At 60.7% G+C, this 24746-nt stretch carries 16 protein-coding genes and 3 pseudogenes; 8 read left to right on the top strand and 11 right to left on the bottom strand.

The window, feature by feature from the left end; genetic code table 11:
* Positions 1–688 precede the first annotated feature (688 nt).
* Together OKW28_RS16930 and OKW28_RS16925 are read left to right on the top strand one after the other, a co-directional pair.
* Positions 689–2491: a cytochrome P450 gene (locus OKW28_RS16930; RefSeq protein WP_429447444.1), complete on the top strand. Its 1803-nt coding sequence runs from the start codon at positions 689–691 to the stop codon at positions 2489–2491.
* Between the two features lie 252 nt (positions 2492–2743).
* Positions 2744–3445 (top strand): annotated as a pseudogene (locus tag OKW28_RS16925) (IS6 family transposase).
* Between the two features lie 155 nt (positions 3446–3600).
* On the opposite strand, the gene OKW28_RS16920 reads toward OKW28_RS16925, so the two are convergent.
* The 9 genes from OKW28_RS16920 to OKW28_RS16880 form a co-directional block, all read right to left on the bottom strand.
* A complete protein-coding gene (locus OKW28_RS16920) occupies positions 3601–4446 on the bottom strand; it encodes a methyl-accepting chemotaxis protein (protein ID WP_429447443.1) in 846 nt (281 codons plus the stop codon).
* An 8-nt stretch (positions 4447–4454) separates the two neighbouring features.
* A complete protein-coding gene (locus tag OKW28_RS16915; RefSeq protein ID WP_429447442.1) occupies positions 4455–4667 on the bottom strand; it encodes a hypothetical protein in 213 nt (70 codons plus the stop codon).
* A gap of 305 nt (positions 4668–4972) precedes the next feature.
* Positions 4973–5500, bottom strand: coding sequence for a Tar ligand binding domain-containing protein (locus OKW28_RS16910; protein ID WP_429447440.1), 528 nt, complete (start codon positions 5498–5500; stop codon positions 4973–4975).
* Positions 5501–5607: 107 nt separating this feature from the next.
* The gene (locus OKW28_RS16905; protein ID WP_429447438.1) at positions 5608–6735 is read right to left on the bottom strand and encodes a porin; all 1128 of its coding nucleotides are present in this window, start codon (positions 6733–6735) and stop codon (positions 5608–5610) included.
* A gap of 193 nt (positions 6736–6928) precedes the next feature.
* Positions 6929–7603, bottom strand: a complete 675-nt coding sequence (locus tag OKW28_RS16900; protein ID WP_429447436.1) for a response regulator — start codon at positions 7601–7603, stop codon at positions 6929–6931.
* Positions 7604–7613: 10 nt separating this feature from the next.
* Positions 7614–8984: a sensor histidine kinase gene (locus tag OKW28_RS16895; protein ID WP_429447434.1), complete on the bottom strand. Its 1371-nt coding sequence runs from the start codon at positions 8982–8984 to the stop codon at positions 7614–7616.
* Between the two features lie 101 nt (positions 8985–9085).
* A complete protein-coding gene (locus tag OKW28_RS16890) occupies positions 9086–9928 on the bottom strand; it encodes an ABC transporter permease (RefSeq protein ID WP_429448744.1) in 843 nt (280 codons plus the stop codon).
* Between the two features lie 44 nt (positions 9929–9972).
* Positions 9973–10770: an ABC transporter ATP-binding protein gene (locus OKW28_RS16885; protein WP_429447432.1), complete on the bottom strand. Its 798-nt coding sequence runs from the start codon at positions 10768–10770 to the stop codon at positions 9973–9975.
* A 93-nt stretch (positions 10771–10863) separates the two neighbouring features.
* Positions 10864–11877, bottom strand: coding sequence for an ABC transporter substrate-binding protein (locus OKW28_RS16880; protein ID WP_429447430.1), 1014 nt, complete (start codon positions 11875–11877; stop codon positions 10864–10866).
* A gap of 284 nt (positions 11878–12161) precedes the next feature.
* On the opposite strand from OKW28_RS16880, the gene OKW28_RS16875 reads away from it, so the two are divergent.
* The 6 genes and pseudogenes from OKW28_RS16875 (at position 12162) to OKW28_RS16850 (ending at position 22839) form a co-directional block, all read left to right on the top strand.
* On the top strand, positions 12162–12332 hold the full coding sequence (locus OKW28_RS16875) for a hypothetical protein (RefSeq protein WP_429447429.1): 171 nt from the start codon (positions 12162–12164) through the stop codon (positions 12330–12332).
* Positions 12325–12606: pseudogene (locus OKW28_RS16870) on the top strand (DUF3579 domain-containing protein); the annotation flags it as partial. The gene OKW28_RS16875 and the pseudogene OKW28_RS16870, both read left to right, overlap by 8 nt.
* 2604 nt (positions 12607–15210) lie before the next feature.
* On the top strand, positions 15211–16509 hold the full coding sequence (locus OKW28_RS16865; protein ID WP_429447427.1) for an ATP citrate lyase citrate-binding domain-containing protein: 1299 nt from the start codon (positions 15211–15213) through the stop codon (positions 16507–16509).
* Between the two features lie 10 nt (positions 16510–16519).
* A complete protein-coding gene (locus tag OKW28_RS16860; RefSeq protein WP_429447425.1) occupies positions 16520–19219 on the top strand; it encodes a CoA-binding protein in 2700 nt (899 codons plus the stop codon).
* A 51-nt stretch (positions 19220–19270) separates the two neighbouring features.
* A pseudogene (locus OKW28_RS16855) lies at positions 19271–20710 on the top strand (sigma-54-dependent Fis family transcriptional regulator); the annotation flags it as partial.
* A gap of 326 nt (positions 20711–21036) precedes the next feature.
* Positions 21037–22839: a hypothetical protein gene (locus OKW28_RS16850; RefSeq protein ID WP_429447424.1), complete on the top strand. Its 1803-nt coding sequence runs from the start codon at positions 21037–21039 to the stop codon at positions 22837–22839.
* A 217-nt stretch (positions 22840–23056) separates the two neighbouring features.
* Here OKW28_RS16850 and OKW28_RS16845 read toward each other — a convergent pair whose 3' ends face one another.
* Positions 23057–24223 (bottom strand): porin, encoded by a 1167-nt coding sequence (locus OKW28_RS16845; RefSeq protein WP_429447423.1) that lies wholly within the window; start codon positions 24221–24223, stop codon positions 23057–23059.
* A 136-nt stretch (positions 24224–24359) separates the two neighbouring features.
* The gene (locus tag OKW28_RS16840) at positions 24360–24731 is read right to left on the bottom strand and encodes a hypothetical protein (RefSeq protein WP_429447422.1); all 372 of its coding nucleotides are present in this window, start codon (positions 24729–24731) and stop codon (positions 24360–24362) included.
* Between the last annotated feature and the right edge of the window lie 15 nt (positions 24732–24746).

Genomic DNA, 24746 nt, shown 5'->3' with positions numbered 1-24746 from the left:
CAAGCGGCAGGCGACCTCAAGAGAACGAATGGCCGTTGGACTTTGAGAGCGGCCGTTGCCGGCGCGACTACACGAATGACGGCAACGGGTCGGACAGCGCCCGACGTTCTGAACCGGTCCGTCAACCGTGTCGCTGGGAAGCGCGCGACCCGTAGAGTCATGCAGAGCAAACTCCCGACACGATGCAGCGCTGACCCGCGCCTTTGCCTTTCCTTGCCCACATTCTTTTTCTACGCCGCCTGATGAGTCGCTAGCGCGGCCAAATGAGAAAGCAACACCGCCACATCTATCACCTGATCATAGTGTCCAGTTGCATTGCCATCAGACCGGACTTCTCGATCGATACGAACGACGCCTCTGAAAAAGGGGCTTGTCGGCCACGCTATAGCATCTATCATTCTTGATTAGATCTCGTCGCGCAGTGACACACCACGCGGAACGTACGGCGTCCACGCTGCGAGGCTCTACGCAGGGCCGGACCTACTGTTCGTACGCACCCGGGTGACGGTTGCGTCTTTCCGTGCCATCCCCCATCGGTATGTTCGCGACAACTCTCTTCCACGAGAGATCGCTCTCAGTTAATAAGCGGATGCTGCGCGCAATTGTGTCTGGCCGTACTGCAGTTCCTGAACCGACTTTTTTTGGCCTAACGTCTGCAGTTTGAGGCGCTCGCGCGAAGGAGCGGGCAATGGATATAAGCACTGGTATAGGTGAACCGCGTCACCAGGAAAGAATTGTCGTGGCGCAGAAGCCTGAACTTGTCGAGGATAGCGTCACCGCGGCACAAGTCGAAGGCGTCGAACTCGTCGTGATTAAGCATTCGGATGCGATTACGATTTTCGAAGGCCGGTGTCCACACCAAGGCACGCTGCTGTCGGAAGGCTCGGTAAAGGACGGCGTTCTGACCTGTCGAGGACATGGCTGGCAGTTTGAATGTGCATCGGGTTGCGCCCTCAGCCAGGTGGGTGTCCGTCTGAAGCAGTTTAGCGCGCTGGTCGATGGCGCTCACGTGCTCGTTTATAGGGATGAGGTGCAGAAGTGGAAAGCATTGCACGTAAATGCTGGTCAGCCATCGTCGTCGGCCTCTCCGCGCCCAGTCCGCTCGCTAGCACAACTTCCAGGCCCCAAGGGGCTCCCCATTTTGGGTAACTTACTCCAGTTACATCCCACGAGGCTGCATCTCACCTTGGAGGAGTGGTGCCGCGACTTTGGGCCCATCTATACGTACAGGCTGATGCATCGACCGTTCGTCGCTATTGCGGATCCTAACCTGATCAATCAGATCCTGCGCGATCGGCCGAGAACCTATCGCCGCTGGGATGCAATTGAAAACGTCTCCAGGGAGCTTGGGATGAACGGCGTGTTCTCCGCTGAAGGAGAGGCATGGAGAAGGCAACGCCAGTTGGTCGCGCAAGCGTTGGACCCAGCGCATCTGCGAACGTTTTTCCCGACGCTGTGCAAAGTGACCGAGCGTCTGAGGCGCCGCCTGGACAAAGCGGCTCGCGAACAGCGATCTGTTGATATTCAGAAGGACCTGATGCGCTATACGGTAGACGTGACGACGAACCTCACGCTTGGGTACGACATGAACACCCTTGAGTGCGAGGGTGACGTCATCCAGCAACATCTCGAGCGGATATTTCCGATGCTCAATCATCGGATCAACACCCCGTTCCCCTATTGGCACTACCTCAAACTGCCCGACGACAGAGCGCTAGATCGTGCTGTAAAGGCGCTTCGCGAGATCGTCAGTGAATTTATCAGCGAAAGTCGCGCACGCCTTGCGCAGTCACATGATTTTGCGTCACATCCGACAAACTTCTTGGAGGCATTGGTAGTTGCTCAAGAAGACGGCTTGGCTCCATTAACAGATGACGAGGTGTTTGCGAATGTATTTACGATACTTTTGGCCGGCGAAGATACCACGGCAAACACGATCGCCTGGATGACCCATTTCATGTGTCGTCACCCCGACGTTCAGCGCAGGATGCAAGAGGAAGTCGACTCCGTCGTTGGACAGGCGGTCATACTCGAAGACCTTGGCGATACTGATCGGCTTGCGTTTCTCGATGCTGTGGCCAACGAGACCATGCGACTCAAACCGGTCGCACCCGTTCTAGGCCTCGAAGCCAATCGCGACGTCCTGATAGGTGACGTTGACATCCCGAAGGGAACCGTCATCGCGCTGCTAACACGTTACCAGGGCTTAGAGGACAGAAGTGCTTCAGAGGCTGACGCATTCGCCCCCGACCGCTGGCTCTCTGGCGCCGATGCCGCCAGCCGTCATCGCGCTGGTTTCGTGCCCTTTGGGTCCGGGCCCCGCCTTTGCCCGGGGCGGAGTCTCGCCTTGCTCGAAATACGATCCGCCATCGCAATGATGTCCCGCAACTTCCGTTTGTCAGCATCCGAAGGTATGGCTCCGGTGGAAGAGGTGTTTGCATTCTCGATGATGCCCCGCAATTTGCGTGTCGATTTCAGCGTACGCCACTGATCACTGCCGCACTGACCGATAATGAAAGGAGGAACGAAAAATGGAGCTTCCCGACATCTTGCACAATCGTCGGGCACCCATAGCCCACTGCGGAACCGAAGCGGATTTTTTCTGTCAGGTGTAACTCGCGAGGATATTCAGCAAACATCGCGCGCGCTCGGGAAGAACATCGTCCGCACGCCCCTACTTTGGTTCTGTTGCAATAGCGGAGGCTGGTATGCTGGGCGACCTTACAGAAAGGTGTGAACGACAATGAAAGCACTGAGTCCGGCGGTAGCCAAAGTGCTGAAGCGGTTGCACTATCCGCTTGAGATAATGTTGGTTTGCGTGCGTTGGTACGTCGCCTACCCGCTGAGCTTGCGCAATCTCGAGGAGATGATGGCCGAACGGGGGATCGCGGTCGATCATTCGACCGTGCACCGGTGGGCCATCAAGCTCCTGCCGGTGCTTGAAAAGGCGTTCCGCCGCTGCAAGCGCCCGGTCGGCAAGAGTTGGCGGATGGACGAAACCTATGTGAAGGTCCGGGGCACATGGAAGTATCTCTACCGCGCCGTCGACAAGGCCGGCAACACGGTCGACTTCCTGCTGTGAGCCAGGCGGGACAAGGAAGCGGCCCGACGGTACTTCGAGAAGGCCATCGATCAGAATGGCGCGCCCGAAACCGTAACCATCGACAAGAGCGGTGCCAATCTGGCCGGGCTGCACGCCGTGAACGCCGAGCGTCAGACGCCCATCAAGATCCGCCAGGCCAAGTATCTCAACAATATCGTGGAACAAGACCATCGGGCGATCAAGCGACGTACCCGACCCATGTTGGGATTCAAGGATTTTCGCTGTGCCCGCATCTTGCTGAGCGGCATTGAACTCATGCATATGATCGCCAAGGGGCAGATGAAAGACGCAGGCAAACTCAAGCCACCGGGCGCCCGTCAATTCTACTCTCCGTCTATGTAAGTGTTCCTAATCAAATCTCTGTCGTTTGCTCACATCGCCTTACCGCGACAGAACCGTTTTTTTCGCAGATCTGCAAAGCCTGTTCCGGCCGACGTTCGGTTATGGCAGGTCCGCGACGCACACTGAACGCGAGAATTTACCGCGCCCATGTCACGTCATTCGGTCCGATGCGGAACGTCGTTGGGGAAAGGATACGGCGCGTGGGGGCCCGGCCATTCCGGTGCGGGCGGTCCGGTGAACGCGTCGCATCCCGCAAAGCTGGCCAGGAGCATGCATGCGAGCAAACCGGCCCCAAGCCGGCCCAAAGTCGTTCGAGCATCCATCTCGCGCCTCCTGACACACCACGCTGCCTTACTGATTGGACCGGCAATTGGGACAAGGGTTGCGCTGCGATGGCTTTGACGATCGCATGGGCACAAAGGGTTCGATGGCTCATGCCTGGGCGGTCGATAGTTCTGACGGCGTCCAGTCCTGCCAGCGGGGTTCCTCGCCAAGCGGTTGGCGAGATTCATGCAGTCGGAACACGGCACCGCATCGTCAAGGGCGCCCGCCTGATCTTCGAGCGCCGCCGCTACCGCGGCCTGCTCAACCAGCGCGGCATTCTGCTGGGTCGCGTTGTGCATCTGCGTGACCGCGCGGTTGAACTGCTCGATGCCGCGCGACTGTTCTTCCGAAGCCACGCTGATTTCGCTCACGATACGGGTTACATTGCGCGCAGCGCCGACGATTTCCGTCATCGTGGCGCCAGCGCGGGTCGCGAGTTCGGCTCCATTCTGAACCTTTGCGACCGACCCACTGGTCGGCTCCCTGATCTCTTTCGCCGCTGCCGCCGAGCGTTGTGCCAGTGCACGTACTTCGCCTGCCAGCACCGCGAATCCACGCCCTTCGTCGCCAGCACGCGCAGCTTCGACGGCGGCATTCAGCGCGAGTATGTTGGTCTGGAATGCGATACCCTCGATTGCGCCAATAATGTCGACGATCCTGTCCGATCCCGACGCCATGTCCGCGATCAGGTCGATGACCTGCTCGACAACGTCGCCGCCGCGCGCGCCGAGATCTCCGACGCGTTTTCGGCGAGCGCACTGGCCTGCCGTGCGTTGTCGGCATTCTGCCTGATCGTCGAGGTCAACTCTTCCATGCTCGATGCGGTTTCCTCCAGTGTCGCCGCCTGCTGTTCGGTACGCGTCGACAGGTCGGCATTGCCGCTCGCGATCTCACGCACGCCGTGCGCGATAGCCGCGGTTTCGTGGCGAACCTGGCTGACGGCAGCAACGAGCGCCCTCCTGCATGCGGGCAAGCGCCCCCATCAGCCAGCCCATTTCGTTGACGCATAGTGGCGATCTGCCCTGTCAGGTCACCGGCGGCGATCCGCTCGAAGTGCTGGATAGCCGCGTTGATCGGCCGTACGATCGACGCGGTCACCATGAAGCGCGCGAAGAGGCCGAACGCGAGCGCGACAACGCCTATGGCCCCAAACACCCAGCACAGCAGATGAAAATGCGCCTGGGCCAGATTGAAGCGTGCCTTCTACTGCTGCATCTGGACATTCTCCAGCGCAAGCTGGGCGCTTTTATAGTCGCTGAACACCGCCTCAGGCGCCTGACGCTCCGTGGTCCGGAACGTAATGAAATCGTTCTGGTCGAGCGCCGCGATTTCTGGGGCCAGCACCTGTTTCATCAACTTCTCACGCCTCGCGCGCAGGGTGTCAGCCAGGCCCTTCTCCACGTCGTCCGACGGCGGCTGCGTGAGATACGCCGCCAGTTCACGACCACTGTCCGCCAGCCCGGCGTGCACGCCGGCGAGCACCGCGTCGGTGGGTTTTCCCTGCGCGACGAACGTTTCGTAGGCGCCGAGATCGACCCGCACCTGCAAAATCGCTTCGCCACTCGCGGCGAGGTGGCGCGAGGCGACCGTCTCTTCGGCGTACATCTTTTCGAGCGCCGCGTTGGCCGTCTTAAGACCAGCGACAGATGTGGCAATCACGAACACCAATGCGGCCTCATAGCCGGCGATCGTGACTGTCAGGGCGGTGCGGATAGTGGCATTTCTGAACATGGTAGTCGTCCTCGACCCGCGGTACAGAAAAAAGCGGCGAACGGATTTATCCGTCGCCGCAAATAGGAGCACTTTTCGTCGATGAATCAGCCAGGAGGCTTCCAGGATCAGAACCGGGTGCGAACACCCGTCGTGAGTTCAAGCTGGTTGGTCGCACCAAACGTGGTTCCGACCGTATAGCCGCCGTGAAGCCTCATGTAGTCGCCGGCCAGATATACTTCGGTACGCTTCGACAGGTGATAGAAAGCCGACCAGTACAACGTTTCCTTGTAGCCGTTGTGGAGACCCGACGTCGGATCGAAAGCACCGATGTTCGCGTTCGGGATGTCGCCGTCGCTGTTGTACGCGGCATTGTGCACGCGCATCTGCTGGTAACCGAGTTGGTAGTCGAACGGTCCCTTTGGCGACAGCTTGAGCGATACCGTCCATGCGTTATCCTGGCGCTGGCCGAGCGCGCCCTGATTGCCCAGGTAACGGAAGTAACCGGCGTTGGCACGCAGGATGCCGAACGTATAGTTGCCGCCTACTGAGAACGTCTGGTTTGTAAAGCCAACGCGATTCACGTGACTATAGAAGCCCGACACGTTGAACGGGCCGCCGTTGTAGCCAAGCGCTGCCTGGTAGTTGGCGTTGGTGCCGAAGCTCGTCGAGTTGCCGAATGCGTAGCCGGCGCTGGCGAAGATGCCGTTGCTGAACAGTTTCTTCCACGCCACGCCATTGCTATAACGCGTACCGGTCGCGCTGGCCGCGTAGAAAATCATCTGCTTGAAGTTGTTCGTATTGGTCCAGCCGCCTTCTTCGGTGGACAGCTTCGCGCTACCGTACGGGTCGCCGTAGATCGCCGCTGCGTCGCGTGCGATCGTGTTCTGGAAGCCGGCCGTGAACTTGCCGAACGTGTCATTTTCAATACCAACCCACGCATCGCGGTCGAAGATCTGGCCGGGGTCCGCCATCTGCCCGTTGGCGACGACGAATTCGCTTTCCAGGCGGAAAATGATTTTCGAGCCCCCCCCGATATCTTCTGCACCCTTCAGGCCCCAACGGCTACCGCTGAACCACGGCAGGCCGCCGATACCCATGCCGATGACGTGATTGCCGTTCGCGTCGGCATGCGTCTGATAGGTCGGCACGCTCAGGTCCATCAGGCCATAAAGCTGCACGCTCGACTGCGCGTGGGCGGCGGTCGCGCCGAGCGCACTGGCCGCGATAGCCAGCGTAAGATACTTTTTTTTCAAGATCGTCTCCTCTGATTGCTGCGTTGAAAATCTGGTTTTCTGCTCGCGGCCGCTGCAGCCCGTCCGTTCTGGGTATGTGAATCTGGTATGCGATGGACGCAATCCTAGTTACCCCAATCCTTCACGCCCCTTTCCCGTGTCACTCGTACAACTAAGTACATTCACTGATATACGTAATGACGCCCTATGCCCATTATCCGGGATCCTTTTGCCGCAGGATGTAACCTAGGCCCCGCAACGTCATGATCTGCGCGCTGGACCTCGCGAGATGTTTGCGCAAGCGGTGAATATAGATGTCGATGGCGTCCGCACTCGGCTCGTCGTCCAGACTGAACACACTCTCCATCAGGATGGTCTTCGAGACCGTTTTGCCCTGTCGCAACATCAGCGTTTCGAGGACAGTGTGCTCGCGACGCCGCAACGCCAGGGGTGCGTCATGGTGAAGGAACTCCCGCGTCTCGGATATGTACTGGAGATCGCCACAGGTCAGGCATGACGACATGCCACCTGACTGCCGTCGGATCAGCGCCTTGATACGGACGACCAGCTCGCGTGCGTCGAACGGCTTGACAACATAGTCGTCGGCGCCCGCACTGAAACAATCAATCTTGTCCTCGGTCGAACCATGCGCCGTCAGCATCAACACCGGCACGGTGTCGCCGCGGCGGCGTAGTCGCGCCAGTACCTCCCTGCCGTCCATTCGTGGCAACCGAAGATCAAGCAGCACTACGTCATAGCGTTGCGTCGTTAGCACCCCATCCGCGCGTTCACCGTCAGGGACACAGTCGACCGCGAAGTTCTCCTGGTGCAACAGATTGACAATCCAGTGCGCAAGCTCAATGTTGTCTTCCACCAGTAGTAGCTTCATCGCGTTGCCCTCAATCACGCCATCTCGGCAAGCGGACCCTGACCACGAGGCCGACATGCTCGACGTCGGGTTTCAATGCGACCGTTCCGCCATGCGAGTGCGCGATTTCGCGCACGATCGACAGGCCCAGACCCGTTCCCTCGGCGTAAGTCGCCCCGCGGTAGAAACGTTCGAACACGTGGGCGCGCGCCTCGGCCGGAATGCCGGGACCATTATCGATAACCTGCAGTAAAACTGCATCGCCCTCCTCCCGGCACGTTGCAGTAACCCTTCCGCCCTCCTGCGTGTAGCGGATGGCGTTATCGACCAGATTCGTCACGAGTGCCGTCAACAGGGTCACGCTACCGGACACGTACGCCGGTCCGGTGAGTTCGGCCCCGAGATCGATCTGGCGCCGCTGTGCGGCCACCACGAGTCCTTCCAGTACGCACGACACGACAGCGGCCAGGTCGACCCTGACGGGTGTGCGATCAGGCGGTGACGACTCGGCCTGGGCCAGTAGCAGGAGTTGATTGGTCATCTCGGTCATCTTCCCACTGGTGCGACGTACACCCGCCAGCGCATCTGTCAGCAGCGGTCCCCAATGCCCGCACGGGCGGGCGCACTGGATCTGCGCCCCCAGCAGCGCAAGGGGAGTACGCAACTGGTGCGCGGCGTCCGCAATGAATTTTCGCTGTGTGGTCGCATGCAGTTTCAGGCGCGCGATACACTGATTGATCGCGTCGACGACAGGGCGCAACTCGGAAGGCAGGCGCTCGATCCAGATAGGCTCGAGTTGCAACGCGTCGCGGTCGGCCACGTCCTCCTTCAGTCTGATGAGCGGTCGCAACTCAAGGGCCAGCCCGAGCAGGGCAAGTGCTACCGCGAGCGCCAGCATCAGCCCCTGCCGGACCAACTGGGGACGCCACAGGGTCTGCAGCATGGCCCGGTACGATGCCTGCGTCTTGGCCACAATAACTGTGACCGGCTCGGTTGCGCCGGAGTCGTATAGCTCCCGCTCATAGGCGACCGCGCGAACGGGCTGTCCATCAAGCGCCGTGTCGTAAAACACGGGGCGCGGCATTGCATGCGCAGGGACGGCCAGGTTGGGATTGCCGCCGAGCAGGTCCGCGCGACCCTTGACTATCCTGTAGAACACCTGATCCTGGTAGGGCGACTCGAACATCTCGAGCGCTGCGGGCGGAATCCTGGCAATCAGCACGCCATTTTCCCAATTAACTTCCTCGCCGATGATGCGCGCAGAGGCGAGCAATGCGTTGTCCTGCAGGAGGCCGGCAGTCTCGCGAGCCGCGTCATATGACATCAGGCCGGTGATGAGTACAAACATGCCGACCGGCACCAGCAGCCACCCGAGCAGGCGTGCACGCAGGCTATGCAACATCGTTGACTCCCGGCATGTTCCGCGGCTGCTGCGACTGCGATCAGCACTGGCCGTTTCCTTCCCCTGGCTGATCGCAAGCGCAACCTTGCGCCTCCTGACGCTCAGAACGCGGCAGGTCTCCATTTCAGCAGGCGCTTTTCCAGCGTGGTAAGCAGATAGTCCGCAGTAAGCGCGACCACCGCGAGCACGATCATCGCTGCAAAAACCCCACTGGCGTTGAATGCACCCTGAGCGGTCGAGATCAGCAGGCCAATGCCCTGTTTGGAGCCGAGAAACTCGCCAACCACCGCGCCAACGAGGGCGAAGCCGAAGCTCACATGCAGGCTGGCGAGAATCCACGACAGTGCGGAAGGAATCACGACTGAAGTGGTCAGCTGACGCCTGGATGCGCCCAGGATCTGCGCATTCGCAATCATGTAGCGGTCAGCTTCCCGTACGCCCTGGAAGGCGTTGCCGAACACGACGAAAAAGACCATCACGACGGCCAGCGCCACTTTCGATGCCATCCCAAGGCCCAGCGCGATCACGAACACTGAGCCGAGCACAACGCGGGGAATTGAATTCGCGATCTGGATGTAGAGGCTGAACACATCGGAGAGCAGCTTGTTGCGGCCCAGCACAACGCCGCAGACAATGCCGCCAACCGAACCGATCAGAAACCCAAGGAATGTTTCCTCAAGCGTGACCCAGACCTGCACCAGCAGCGGTCCTTGTGACGTGCCGTTTACGAACCAGTCCACGATCTGCTGGAAGATCAGCGACGGCATCGAGAAGAAGAATGGATCGATCCATTTGGTCCGTCCGCCGATCTCCCATCCGCCGAGCACAACCACCAGTACCAGGACACGCAAGCCGATGATCAGTGCGTGCCGTTGGCGCAGCCGTCGCTGTGCAATTCGCTCAACTGCGGCGAGCGAGGTAGCGTCGATGCCTGCTTCCGCCATGTATTCAGAGGTTGCCATGAGTGTTTTCCGGATCTGGGTTTGAGTCATGCGATCTGCACTTCTTCACGCAGGTCGCGCCAGATATCGCGCGAAATCTCGATAAAGCGCGGATCGTAGCGAACCTCCGACGTCACGCGCGGCCTCGGCAGATCGATCTCATAGACTTTTTTCAACGTCGCGGGCCGCGCGCTCAACACGAACACCCGGTCGGCCAGCGCAATTGCTTCTTCGAGATCGTGCGTGACGAATACCACCGAGCCCGCGTTGGCCGACCACAACTGCAGCAGCTCATCCTGCATCAGCGTGCGGGTCTGCATGTCGAGCGCGGAGAACGGCTCATCCATCAGCAGGATTTCCGGCTTGTTGATGAAAGTCTGCGCGAGCGCGACGCGCTTGCGCATGCCGCCCGACAGTTGATGCGGAAAGTGCTTGCCGAACTTTTCGAGCCCGACGCGGCGCAGCCATTCGTTCGCCTCGTCGTGCGCGGCGGACTTCGAGCGGCCGCGATACAGCGGGCCGGCTGCGACGTTATCGAGCACCGAGCGCCAAGGGAACACCGCGTCTGCCTGAAATACAAAGCCGATGCGCGGATCGATGCCATCAACCGGTGCGCCCATCACACTCACTTCGCCGGTGGTCGGCTTGAGCAGTCCGGTGATCATGCTGAGCGTCGTCGATTTGCCACAACCGGTCGGTCCCACCACCGCGACGAACTCGCCTTTGGCTACGGACATGCTGAAGTTGCGCAACGCGACTGTCGCCTTGCCATCGGGACTGATGAAGCGACATGACACCGAGCGAAACTCGATGACCGGCGCGTCCTTGGAAACAACGTGGTTCATTCAGTACCATCCATGGGAATAAGCGAAGCCACAAGGGCGGCACCGCGAGCGCAACGGAGCCGGTTGCACAAGCGCTCTGAGCGCGCCAGCGACCTATTTCGAGCTGACAAACTCGTTGGTGTAGGTTTTGTCCAATTCGACATGCTTGCCTTTGACCGACGGATTGAACGCCGAGAGCACCTTGAGCACGGTCGCCGGACCATCAGCCGGCATCCTGCCGTCGACGGTGTACATCGGCAATGACGCCTTCAGGGCGCTCACGTAAAGCGGCTTGTCTTTCTGATAGTCGTCGGGCATCTTCGCCGCGATATCTTCCGCGCTATGCGAGTGGATGAATTGCATCGTGCGAACAAAGGCATGCGCGAGCTTGGCCGCTTCCGCCTTGTGCGAATCGGCCCATGCGGCCTGCACGTAGAGACTTGACGCAGGATAGGTGCCGCCCAGCGCCGCCTTCGTGCCCTCGACCGAGCGCATGTCGACGAGCACCTTCGCCTCGCCCGATTTCAGCAATGCCGACACCGTGGGCTCCGTGGTCATGCCAGCGTCGATACGGCCTTGTTTGATCGCAGCAATGAAGCTGGCATCAGCACCCACCGGTAGCATCGTGTATTCCGTCGACTGGATACCGTGCTGTCCGGCGAGGTATTGCGTGAGGAAGCTGGTTGACGAACCCAGGCCCGACACGCCGAGCGTCTTGCCCTTGACGTCGGCCATCGATTTGACCGTATCGGCAGCTTTGGTCGACACCATTTCGACTTCGCCTGGCACCTGACCAAAGACGACAATCGCTTTGACTTCCTTGCCCTTCGTCTGCAGATCGATCGTGTGGTCGTAGAAGCCCACGACACCCTGGACGGCACCGGCCAGCAGTTCGTTCTCTGCATCGACACCGGCTGGCTGCGACAGCAGTTCAACGTCAAGCCCCTCGTCCTTGAAGTAGCCGAGCTGCTCGGTCAGCCGCGCCGGCAGATAGATCAGTTTCGTGATGCCGCCGACCATGATCGTGATCTTCCCGCTATCGGCAGCCGTCGCGTGCTGCGAGGCAAGGCTGAACAGCAGGCTGGAAGCAAGAGCAATATGGCGAAACGCACTGAGGTTCGGTTGCATCGATAGTCTCCGTTATTGTCGGCCGCGAAGTGCTGCCTGTCTGCATCGATGGCGCGATTATGGGCGCATGAACCCTTCTCCCGGCTTTCACGACAAAGCCTTTCAATTAGGGGGTTTCCATGAGACGGCCGTCGCCGGATGCGAAAGCACGGCCCCGTTACGGTCTGCGTCGATCTTTCGCCACCTGATTCAGGAAAGACGGATTCCAGTCATGGGAAACCCCATCAGAAGTCATCGCCGGTGAAAGCCGAGAAGGTTTCACCCTCTAACAACGCATCATTGACATGGAAGAGCCCTTCCTGAAAACAACCCTGACGACCGGTGCGATCGGAAAAATGAGCTTCCAGACCGGCATTCTCACGTCGAACGCAGCGTCGGACAAACTGCCCGAACGCAGACAGCCCGCCCGCTACCTGACGGCGCACACGCCGGCGATTCCAGCACAACATGACTGACGATGGTATTGACTGTCACCTGATCCGCGGCGTGACGTCGCAACGCAAGCTGTTCCCGCCGGGCGACTGGGCCGAACGCCTGACCGGGATCATCACGCTGTTCGTTGGGGAGCGCGGCCCCGGCATTCATCTCGCCTGCACGCGACTTGCGATGCCGGTTGTGGAGCAGGATCTTAAATGCCTGCGCATCGCGCACGAATTGCGGCGCGTCTGTCCCGACGCATTTGATTTTGTCATGCGGTTCGCCAGGGACAACGACCTGGCAGTCGACATCTGCCGTGTTCTCCGTGAACAAACAGGGCGCGTTCCGAAGAGTGAGCCGGATGCTTCAATAAAGAGAGCAACGCACGAGGTGAACGCGTCGGCGATTTCAACTGGTTTCTACCGGCGCTCAAGGGTTAAGTGCGGGACGCGATGGCTGGGAGACCGTTGATGGAAATACTCACTGAAATGCGTTACACATATGCGTGCGTGGCGTGTGGGCACCGCGCCACCGTATGGCGGGCGGACGCGTCGCATGCGGGAGCGCTGGCCATCTGCGCGCGGTGCGACGGACAGGTATGGCTGAGCGGTGATGACTCAACAGATCTGGGAAAAGCGGCGGCGGCCGTAGAGAGCCGGAGCAGCAAAGACCCGAGGGGCGGCCACGAGCCAAGTCCAGCAGCATCGGTTACGGGAGGTCCTGGTCACGTGTGGAGAAGTACGGTCAGCGTCGACTGCCGGCCCTCGAACAATCGCCTTCCGGACTTTCGGTACGTTGTCGTGATTCATGTTCTGATTGCCGACGACCATCCAGTCGTACGGGCTGGCCTCAGCCACTTCATCGAAAAAACCACGGATATCGTTGTGTCTGGGGATCTGAATTTGTCTGAGCACCTTTGTGGGCATAACTTCTGCCGAGCGCGTGTTCGCATGAGAAGATAAGTTCCGCCGCGTGCTGCTTCGCTTCGATCGAATCAGTCAGCTCCACTACGCATTCGAGACCATGGCCTACGCGATGCTCAATCTACGGCACTATTGCGGTCACTGATCCGGCAATTGAGGTCCACACTTCATGTCCGGCGCAGCGCGCCGTGATCCCGTTCGTCCTCACCCTCGCGAAACACATCGGTGACGACGTAAAACAGCCTCGCCACCCACCTCGGCGCGCCGGTTTTCGCCGGCTTGCCGATCCGGTTCAACGCCGCCCGACGGCTTCAACCGAAACTAGCAACCAGTTGGAGCGAAGGACACCGATCACGAGATCCCGATCAGCGCGGTATACGAGGCCAGAATCGCGACAAGCAGCGAGAACAGGACGAGCAGGCTGTTGTAGGTGCTGGCAAACATCGGATATCCCCCGTAGAGGTTGATCCGATTTGCCTGGGATTCCTTCCGATTCGCCTTCGCACGACACCGTCCATGAAAGAAGTGCCAGCTCGTCACGTATAACGACCTGGTTCGCATGCAACTTTAGGGAAAAGTCTGCCAAAGCCATCGGACCGGTTGGCCGGCGCGTTGCGCCACCCGCGGCCGGACGCTGGTTCTTCGTCGATGTCAAATGAGCGCACCTGGCGGGCCCCAGTCGTACGGCGAACTTCCGCAGGCGACGCACAAGAGTCAGTCGCCGCGCATGGGCGATTGTCCGAAAGCGATCACATGAGAGTCAACTGGCGGGATTCGAAGCCTCCGCCTCAATCTTCCTTGCGCCCGTATGGTAATCGCGATCGACGATCATGTTGCCCCAAAGCGGCGAGTACAGATTGATGGCGCCCGAGCTACGTAGGGATAGACCTTAAAGAAAACCTGCCTTTGTGAAAGCTAACAGAAGGATTCAGCACACTAAGATCGTAGCGTCGATACGGAAGTGGCGGCAGAGCGCTGCCACAACCGATGCGCGCCAAATTTCTGCTATCGCGAGTGTCATGAGGTAGAAATTCGCATACAAACCTCTCTCCATGGTCGCGATCGATCGATACAGTGTCGCAACGACACCCTATGAGCCGTGCAAAAAAGTGATGTCCTCACGGCCTACTGTTTGTAGTTCTACGTAAATGTCTACATCAACGAGAGAGAGGTTGAAGGAGACGGCGATGGATTCGGTGGACAGGTCTTCCTTGCGTTTGCTGATCGAAAAACGGGTTGGACCGACTCCGGCGACGCCGGTTGGGGTAAGCCGGTTCGGTCGCATACCTCGAGTCGGCGACGCTATGCTATGTCGAGGCATTGCTGCCGGCAGGCGCGTTGGCAATTTATTTCTTCCTCCACGATGACTGTACATGGTGTGTATTTCCGCCTGCGGTGGAACGTCCGGCAATGAGCGTTTTACGGCTTGCAGCCTGATAGCGGTACCTGTTGGCGAAAGGCAAGCAACAATCCAGGGTTATGTATTGGATTTTTAACTCACTACTAGCGGGCAACCGCCTGATCGCTGCCGCACCGATCGAAGCTCACACTTCGCACTACATCGAGGGCGAGACTGTAGTGCTGGCAAAGGCCGTTCCGTTCGGGCACAACGTCGCGCCGCGCATGACAGGGTGATCTGCTACCACGCACCAATTGAACACGTGAACGATCCCACCAATACGGCAACAGAGGTCACAACTATGTCGTGCATTGAGCGATCGATCATGAATCGACCTGTTGCGGATCACGCCCTTTCCACAGATAGCAGCCTACAAAGCAGCCAACGGGCAGTGCAGTTTCGCGATCCAGTCGGTCTTCATGCATCGGATTTCATAGAGCGCACCCGAGCGCCGCATAGAACGTTCGCCAACGACCGCGCATCTGCTCTGCGCATACGGCGCCCGATCAATGGCTCGGCCGGCGGTTTGCCAATACCGGCGTCACACGAGCCGTTTGCCTTTTTATACCGCAATGAATTTCAGGAGACATTTCGATGCAAATTACCGGTATGTTGCACGGCGCGCGCCTGCTGCAATTCGTCGGATTTCCGGCCAGCGAAATTTTGGGTCCGAGCGCCAGCGAAGAGGAAGTCAAGGCGCTGATTGACCGTCATCGCCAGATCTTCATCAAGCCCGTCTTCAAGGGCGGGGTCGGCAAGAAAGGCAAGGCAGGTTTGCTTGGCCGCGCGACCGACCTGAAGACCGCGCTCGCGGAAAAGGAGCGGCTCTACTTCGCCGAGCATACCGTCGGCCACATCAAGGCGAAGGCGAATGGCGTCACCTTCGAAGCCGGTGTGCCGGCCACGCACGAAGTCTACTTCTCGATCACGGATTCCACCCGCTTTCGTGCGCCGACCATGACGCTCTCGCACGTGGGCGGCATGGACATTGAGGAGGTCGACCCGAAGCAGGTGGCGATGGTGCCGTTCGATGCGCTGACCGGGTTGAAGGCGTTCGTCGTAGCGAATGCACTGAGCGAGATCGGCGCGCCGAAGGAGATCATTTCGCCGCTCGTGCAGCAGTTGCCGAAACTCTGGGAACTCTTTCACGACTTCGGCATGACGACGCTCGAGTTGAACCCGATCCGCATGCGCGAGGACAGGCACGGTCGCCTTACGCCGGTTGCGTGCGACTTCAAGTGCGGCTTCGATCGCGACGATCCGCGCTGGGCGCGTCTTGGCCTGCCGCCCCATCTGTTCGCCGCCGACTACTCCGATTTTGAGCAGGAGATCAACCAGCTTCGCACCCATCAGGGCCAGAGCGACGTGTATGTGATCAACGAGAAGGGGACGATCCTCGCCCCGACCTTCGGCGGCGGCGCCAACTCGCTCGTGACCGAAATGCTCGGCGACGCCGCGATCATCTCGTCGGATTTCGGCGGCAATCCGCCTTACGCGAAGATGAAGGAAGTGGCGCGCATCTGTTTCAGGCACTGGCTCGAACAGGCGAACGTGCTCTTCATCATTGGCGGCAAGTCCAATAACACGGACATCTACGAGACGCTGCGCGCCATGGCCGACGCCCTGCGCGAGCACTTCAGCGAGCACGGACCGACGCCGCTCTATGTCGTGCTGGGCCGTGGAGGTCCGAACCTCGTGCGGGGCATGTCGGCGCTGAGGGACACATGCGACTCGCTGGGCCTGCCTTATCGGCTGTTCGGCTTCGACTCTGACATCAGCGAAGTGATCCAGTACGCACGCCGGGCGGACGCCTGGATGCGCGCCGGCGGCCGCACCGAGATCGCAGCAAGGATTGGCGCGTCACCGAGGCAAACCGAAACGGCTCGTGCCTGAGGAGATCGACATGTACAAGCAAGGCAGCAATACGTTCAAGTATTTCGTTGGCGTCAACTCACTTGCACAGATCGCCACGCGCGAGGATCGCGTGTGCGTGCTCAACATCCTGGGCGGTGAATCGTCGGACGTGACGCCCGTGAGTCACGCATTCTCGGGCGGTAACGTCGTATTCGGCACGGCGCCGGGCAAGGGCGGGCAAGTGCTCGCGACGCCGGCCGGCGATATCCCCGTGTACAACAACGTCCGTGAGGGGCTGCAGGCGGGACACCGGTTCAACTGCGGCGTCGTTTACCTGCCGCCGTCCGCGGCCCGCGACGGCGTCGCTGAACTGATCCGCGTGAATCCCGAGTTGCGGAAGATTTTCATCATCACCGAGAAGATCGCGGTCCACGACGCCCGCGAAATCCGCGCAATGGGCCAGCAGGCGGGCATCGACATCTTCGGCGCGAACGGCCTCGGCGTCGCCGATTCGTGGAATCGCGTGAGGATCGGCGGAGCGCTCGGCGGCGACAATCCTGACGATTCGTTGCGCAAGGGCTCGATCGCGATCTTCTCCAACTCCGGTGGCTTCAGCACGACGATCGCACAGTACCTGCGCATGGGTGGCTGGGGCACGTCGACGGTCATTTCCAGCGGCAAGGACGTCTATATCCACTATGCCGCGCCTGAATTCGCGTTCGCGCTCGCCAACGATGCGCGCAGCAAGGCTGCGGTGCTTTACTGCGAACCGGGTGGCTACTACGAGGCCGATGCGGTCTTCACGAAGCCAGTCGTCGCGTGCGTCGTGGGACGGTGGAAGAGCCGCCTCACGCGGGCAGTCGGCCACGCCGGCGCGATGGCCGGCGGCAACGACGATGCGCAAGCCAAGGAACGCTGGTTCATGCAGAAGTTCGGCGTCGAGCGCCTCTTCACGCCGGATGATCCATGCTGCTCGACGAAGGGTGCCGTGGTGACGAACATCGCGCACATCCCGGCCGCGCTGAGCGCCGTGATGCGCGCCAACGCGACGATGCCCGATTTCGAGTCGGAGGGCAGTCTCGCACTCAAGCCGTGGTTTGGCTCCGATCAGGGCATCGCGCTGCCGGACGGCCTCGGGATTCCGGTCGTGGAAGCTGTTGCGCCATATAACGAGCAGGTCCATCAGGTCAATCGACAGATCGGCGTGATCGCTCCGCGCCAGGCGCTCAAGGACGCATCGGGCGCGTCGCAGATGGACGCGAAGACGCAGGTGAGCAGCCTGCACGGCGCGTCAATGCTGGAGGCCGCGACGCGTTCGCTCGAAGCGAACGTCGGCCTTGCCCTGCTGCACGAATTCGGCGGCGAGAATGACGAACAACTCATCGATGTGGCGATCGCTGCGTCCGTCAATCTGCACGGCAGGCCGGAACTCGCGGCAGCGCAAGCCGCACGCGAAGCCGGCAATGCACCCAACGCCATCTTGGCCGCCGCGGCCTCGATCATCGGGCCGAATCGTCAGCGCGCGGCGCGGGACGTCACCAAGTGGCTGATCGATCGTTTTGCGGCCGCTGGTCTTGCCGACGCGCTGAATGAAACCTTCGACGTCGCATGCATCGACGCAAGCGGCTGTGAACAGTTCTTCGCCGACTCTCACGATCCGCTCGCCGAAGCAATGCTCGCGGGACTCGCCGCGCGCGGCGCGAAATCGGCGTTCGTCCGCTGGCTGATGTCGCAGCCCGCTCACCCGACCGGCGACGCGGTGCTGGCCGCGATCACGACGACGCTGGCGTGGGGCCCGCTCATGCGCAAGCGTATCTCGCGCGTGACCGCCGAAAGCCTGCCCTGGTGGAGCATGCTATTTGGGACGCTGATCGGTGCATCGGCCGATGCGTCGCGGCATGGCCCGGACGGTTTCTGCGGCTTCTCCACCGACGAATTGCTGAACGAGCGCAGTCTCACCGAAATCGGCTTCGCCGCGCTGCTCAACCTGAAGCCCGGCCCCGACGACCTGTTCGCCTTCAAAACGCTCGTCGGCCTGCTGCTCACCAACGGTCCGGGCGCGATCTCGGCGCAGGGGGCGAAGGGCGCGGTATCCGCCGACGGTCCGGAAGGCCCCGAGCGCGTGCAGCTCAACAAGGCGCTGGTCGGCTTTCTCTCGCATACCGGCTACACGCACGGCGGGAACGGGTACGAGGGCATCGCGTTCCTGATTGATGCTTTCAAGGAAACCGCGCTGGACGATCCGTCGAAGGCCGGCCACGGCGTGGACCTGCGCTCGCTCGCCGAGCGCTCCGTCGAGCGATACGCGCAGTACAAGGCGCGGCAGAAGCATGCGGGCAGCCTCGACATCGCGAAGCTTCCGGGCGTGAATCATCCGGTGTTCAAGGACCGGCCGGTCAACCACGACCCGCGCGAAGTGTTTATCGCCGACTTAAGCGAGAAGCGCGGTGAATACAACGTGTTCCATGCGTACTACCGCGAGCTGGTGCAGGCGTTGTTCGACGCAGGCGTCTCGCGCAACGTCTATTGCGTCAATGTCGATGCGGTGATCGCCGCATTGCTGCTGAAGATGCTGTGGCAGCCGCTGCGACGCGGTGAATTCAGCGAGTCCGATCTGGAGACTGCCGCGTTCACGATCTTCCTTTATCCGCGCATGCTCGGCTGCGCGGCGGAAATCGACGATCATCTCAACCGCGGACGCAACATGGACACGCGCACGCCCGCGTCCCAGTGCCGCTTCGTGGCGTGATCGGATTCCGCGTCGGCCGCGGGGCAAGCCGCTCAGGCAGGCTTCCCCGCGTCGCCGACCGGTGAATTGATCGGCGTGCTCGATGCATCGGCGATTCGATCGCCCGACAACCGCGACAGCCAGGGGCTGGTTTTTCAGCTGGTGCGGCAAAGCGCGAGTTTGATCGAGGATGGCTACTTTCTGAATCAGACCGCGCAGCACTGGATCCTGTTCGGCCATCAAAGCCGCCATTTCGTCGAAGCACAGCCCGAAGCACTGATCGCATTCGACGAATGCGGCAACATCGCCACCGCGAACCGCAAGGCGCACGAGAGCATCGCGGGGCTCGACGGGCCGCGTCACATCGACGTGATATTCGACACGTCCGAGGTCCGTCTGCACGACGTCGCGCGCACCGACATGATCGTGGCGCTGCGGCTGCGCGCGACCGGCGCGATGCTGTATGCACGCATTCGCGCGCCGATGAGACGCGCGGCTCGCCTGCTCCTCGCGACACGGCCGGCCGATCCGCATGCGGACGGCAGCATCGGCGCGATGAGCCGCTTTTTGCACAGCTCGGACGAATGGATCGCGCGCAACGCGCAAGTCGCATTGCGGATCGCCGGCAAGCGGCTCCCGGTTCTGCTGCTCGGCGAAACCGGTGTCGGCAAGGAGGTCTTCGCGCGCGCGGTGCACGACTCGGGTTCGCGGCGCACGCGGCCGTTCGTCGCCGTGAATTGCGGCGCGATTCCGGAGCCGCTGATCGAGAGCGAGCTGTTCGGTTATGCGCCTGGCGCGTTCACCGGCGCGCGCAGTCGCGGCGCGCGCGGCAAGATCGCCCTCGCGCATGGCGGCACGCTGTTTCGCGACGAAATCGGCGACATGCCGCTCGGCCTGCAAACACGCCTGCTGCGTGTACTCGCCGGGGGCGAAGTGGTGCCGCTTGACGGCGATACACCGGTGCGCGTCGATATCGACGTGATCTGCGCGACGCACCGCGATCTGATGCAGATGGTCGAAGCTGGATCGTTCCGCGAAGATCTCTACTATCGCCTGAGCGGCGCGACGCTGCGGATGCCGCCGCTGCGCGAGCGCGCCGACATCCGCGAGGTGATCGATACGGTGTTCAACGAAGAAGCACAGGCGGCCACGCATGTGCTGATGCTCGATCCGCAATTCGCCGGGCGTCTTGCCGCCTTTTCGTGGCCCGGCAACATCCGGCAACTGCGCAACGTGCTGCGCTATGCGTGCGCGGTCTGCGATTCGGCTCGCGTCGAGTTGCGGCACGTGTCGCCGGACTTCGCGGCGCAACTCGCGCCCGCCGTCACGCCGGCGCTCGCGGCGAACTCCACGTCGCCGGCCAGCGCCGACGACGAGCGGGCACGGATCGTCGCGGCACTCACGCGTTGCCAGTGGCGGCCTAACGTCGCCGCGCTGGCATTAGGCATATCGCGCGCGACGCTGTACCGGCGCATCGCGCGGCTGGGCATCGTCGGGCCGCATCGCACATAAGCGGCATTGCGATCGCCCGTCTGAGTCTGCCGCTGTGCAGACAGCGTCCGATTCCCACGCCCTCACCCGCAGAGTGAAATCTTTTCGCAGTTCGTCCATTGCGAGCGAAAAGATTTTATTTCGGCACAACCCTGCTCCCATGCGCAGTTTGTGCCGACAGACAGGCATGACTTGCCGGACTCAGTGATCGGTCGCAACGAGAGACCACCCACGACCGCGCATCGAATGTCCTGAACGGCTCACGCGACGCACTCGCGACCCGAAGGACTCCCCAACTTCTCTCCGGATTCCTTGCGGGCCGCCTCGCGGCAGCTCGCGCTATTGTCATGATTGCGCGACGTCAATTTCTTGGTTGTCTCACTGCGCTCGGCGGAAGCGTCGTATTGAGCGCGTGCGGCGGTGGTGGTGGTGGTGGTGGTGGTGGTGATAGCGGTACTGCGGATGCCGGCGGCTCTTCCACGGGCAATTTCACGAACCCGTCGAGCACGACGGCGGCACCCTCTACGGGCACGGCAACCTCCGGTATCGCGACCTCGACGGGCACGACCAGCTCCGGTATTACGACTTCGACTAGCGGCACGACGACGGTGGCGAACGGCTCGTCGCCGACCGCCTCGACTGGAACGGCGTCCACCGGTACGTCCGGCTCGACCTCGGGCGACAGTTCTGGCGCTCCATCGGACCCGAACTCGGGGTCACCCGGCAACGCATCGAACGCTTCGCCACAGAACACGACCATTCCCCCGGCGACGGTGATTATCGACAGTCAGAACGCGTCATGGACCCTGGTCGGCGGATCTGTCTACAGGAACGGTGTCGCGGCGGGCAACACCTACAACGTCTCGTTGATACTCTGGTACGGGGGTACGATCTATCACGAGGGAACCGGCGGCCAATTTTACGGATGGAATGGTTCGGGATGGCAGTCGTGCAATGACCCACGTTTGGGCGGCACCTCCGCCGACGGCACCATGATTCCGCCCGCGTCGTATCTGATCGACAAGGTCGGCGCGATCTGGACCGTCGTGAACGGTGTCGTGTACCGCAATCGGAGTGCCGTCGGCACAATGTCGAATGCTGCGCTTCTGCTGTGGTACGGCGGCAAGTTCTGGGCACAATCGACCGGCGGTCAGTTCTACGTGTGCGCCGATGCGGATGAATGGTTGCCGTGCAACGATCCGCGCATCGCGACCGCGGCGCCGGCCGGCTCGTTTCACGGCATCAACGGGCATTACGATTATTTGTATTCGACGTCGCAGCTCGTGTCGATCATGCAAACCCTGGGCTGCTCGACGTACCGGCTCAGCTGTACCGACTACCCACCGCAACTCGCCGCGGTCGTGGCGTTGGCACAAGCATTCCAGCCAGCGGGCTTGACCCTTTTCGTGCTGATCGATGTCGGCATCTACGACGGTAACGGCAACCTGTTCACGAGCGAATCGGCGGCCTATACGCGGGGTTTCAATTGCGCGGTCGCTGTCGCGACGGCGTTGCAACCCCACGGCGTGACCCTGTATGAATGCGGCAACGAACTGACGCGCGCGAACGGGATCATTCTCGACTCCACCAACGCAGGAACGAGTGTCGTCGACTTCAACAATGCGAACTGGCCGCTGATGCGCGGCGTGATGCGCGGCATGATCGACGGGGTCAAGTCGGTGCAGGCGGATGCTAAATGCGGCGTCAACTTTTGCGTCGCGGACACCGGTGCATCCGACGCTCTGTGGGATGGCAAGCAGCCCGATGGCACGAGCGGCCATCCGACCGTCAGGTGGGACTTGACTACGTGGCACAACTACGAGGTGTACGGCGACATCTTCGATATCGGCTCCGACGGGTCCGGCCCGGGCTTCGATTTGCCCACCTATTGCAAGGCCCGATATGGCGTCCCCTTCGTGATCTCGGAATGGAACACAGGACCGGAGAAGACCGAGGCGTACCGGGCCAACTACATCACGTCGCGCCTGCTCACTTACTATCAGGCAAGAAAGACGAAGAACATTCAATCGGCGATGTATTACGAGCTCGATAGCGGGGACGCAACTTACGGTCTGATGATCAACGGCACGGCGCTTGGGCTCCCGTACAATGCGTTCGCGAGTTTTGTCGCGAGCCATCCCGATAGCTGATCGTCCGCACTCGCTGAGTCCGCGCGCTGCCTACGGTCGATTCGACTTGCGTGAGACGTTGACGGATAACCCGTCCCGGCCGAGACCGTGATAGGTCTCGTAGCCCGGGGCGACGAGTTGCGAGTCAGGCGACCTCTGTTGCAACGCGGCTGTATCCGTGCATCACGTTACGCCCACAGCCGCATCGCTACAGCGCACGATTCGTGCAATCGGAAGATCAGAACTGGTGTCGCAGTCCCACGGTGACCGCGACCTGCGTGCCCGTCGACGATGGCGAGAGGGTATTGATCATCGCATCTGCGAGCACGGAATCCGCCGGCGCGCCATGAACATGCTGATAGACGCCTTCCAGGTACACGTCGGTACGCTTGCTCAACGAATAGTCGGTCTGCAGCATGACCGAATTCCATTTTGGAGAGGCCTTCGTGGCCCCCTGGTTGTAAGCACCGTCAGTGAACGTATAGGCACCGGATACGCTCCACGCAGACGTCACCGAGTAGTGTGCGTTCACCTCGTAATTGTCCAATCGCAGATTACCGCCAAGCGGCAGATAGCTGCCGAGGCCCAGCGAGATGACGCCCGCCATGTTGTCGATCTGAGTATGGCTCCACACGAATCCGACAGTTGCGGGGCCGAACGTGTAATTGCCGCCGGCGCCCCAGATACGCTGGCGCTCCGCGATGAAGTTCGCGCTGCCGTCGCCCTGCGCGATTGCCCCATTCGGATTCGTGCCCGATACGCCGCCGCCTGCGTTATTGAACTGCAGGTATCCGCCAGCAAGATTCACTGGGCCCTGCGCATAACCTATGCTAAAGCCGTACGCGCGATTGTCAGCGAATCCTCCCGCCTTGTTGCTGAACGAATACATGCCTTCGAACGTCACGCCGGCATAGGTCGGGCTTACATACTTGACCGAGTTGTTGACGACCACCGAATCAGCCGCCAGGTTGTCGTTCTCGAACGGGTGTGCGGCGAGGTTGCCACCCCACGTGTTGCTCCCCGCGGAGATCGGTCCGAGCTGGTCGTTCAGCACATCGAACTGGCGGCCCAACGTCACGGTGCCGAGATTGTCGCTTTGCAACCCGACCCAGGCCTGAGAACCGAAGGCGTCACCCGGAAAGGCCTGGCTACCGTTGTTCAGATTGAAGCCCTGCTCGAGTTTGAAGGTCGTACGAACACCACCTCCCAGATCTTCAGTACCCTTGAGGCCGAACACCGTATTCTGCGTGGAGCTGGTCGCCATTTGCCAATTGCTATGACCGGCCTGGTTGTTGGTATAGATGAGTCCCGTGTCGATAAGACCGTACAGGGTCACGCTGTTTTGCGCATACGCGGAAACCGAAAATGCGCCGAGGACCCCGATTGCCAACAAGGTTTTTTTCATGTCTTTATGCCCCATTTGCGATTACAGAAAAATAGAACAGCTTTTTCTTAATTGGAGTTCCATCCCGGGACATTCCACCTGGGATGGTCAGCTCGCGCCGATCTGCTTCTAAATCGAAATGCGCTTTCCAAGCGCATCAAACAAGCAGAATGGCCACAAGCTGACCGGCGGTCGCAATCACGATCGCCAGATCAACCGGATTGGCCAGAAGAAATCCGAGAAAATCTGAATCGACGGCGCGCGTGCGCCACATCCCGAGAAAGCCGACCGACAGAATCAGGCCGAATAAAAAGTCGAATCCGAATCCTGCGGCGAGCCATCTGTTATGCCTGACGACATGTTCGGCGAATGCGAACATTGCCAAAAAGGCGATTTGCGATACGAGAACAACCAGTACGACAACATGCTGCTGATTATTCTTTTTCATCGGCTGGCGGAAATCCGGTTGCTCGAACCCGGCACGACCTCCTCGCTCGTCCGGGCGAGCTTCGGCAGTACCGGCGGCCACCCCAGCGAACGGAAA

It is taken from the genome of Paraburkholderia sp. 40, from assembly GCF_050434105.1.
In the GTDB taxonomy this organism is placed as follows: domain Bacteria; phylum Pseudomonadota; class Gammaproteobacteria; order Burkholderiales; family Burkholderiaceae; genus Paraburkholderia; species Paraburkholderia tuberum.
The sequence above is the reverse complement of the archived record's forward strand: the minus strand, read 5'-3'. Positions and strand labels throughout refer to the sequence as shown.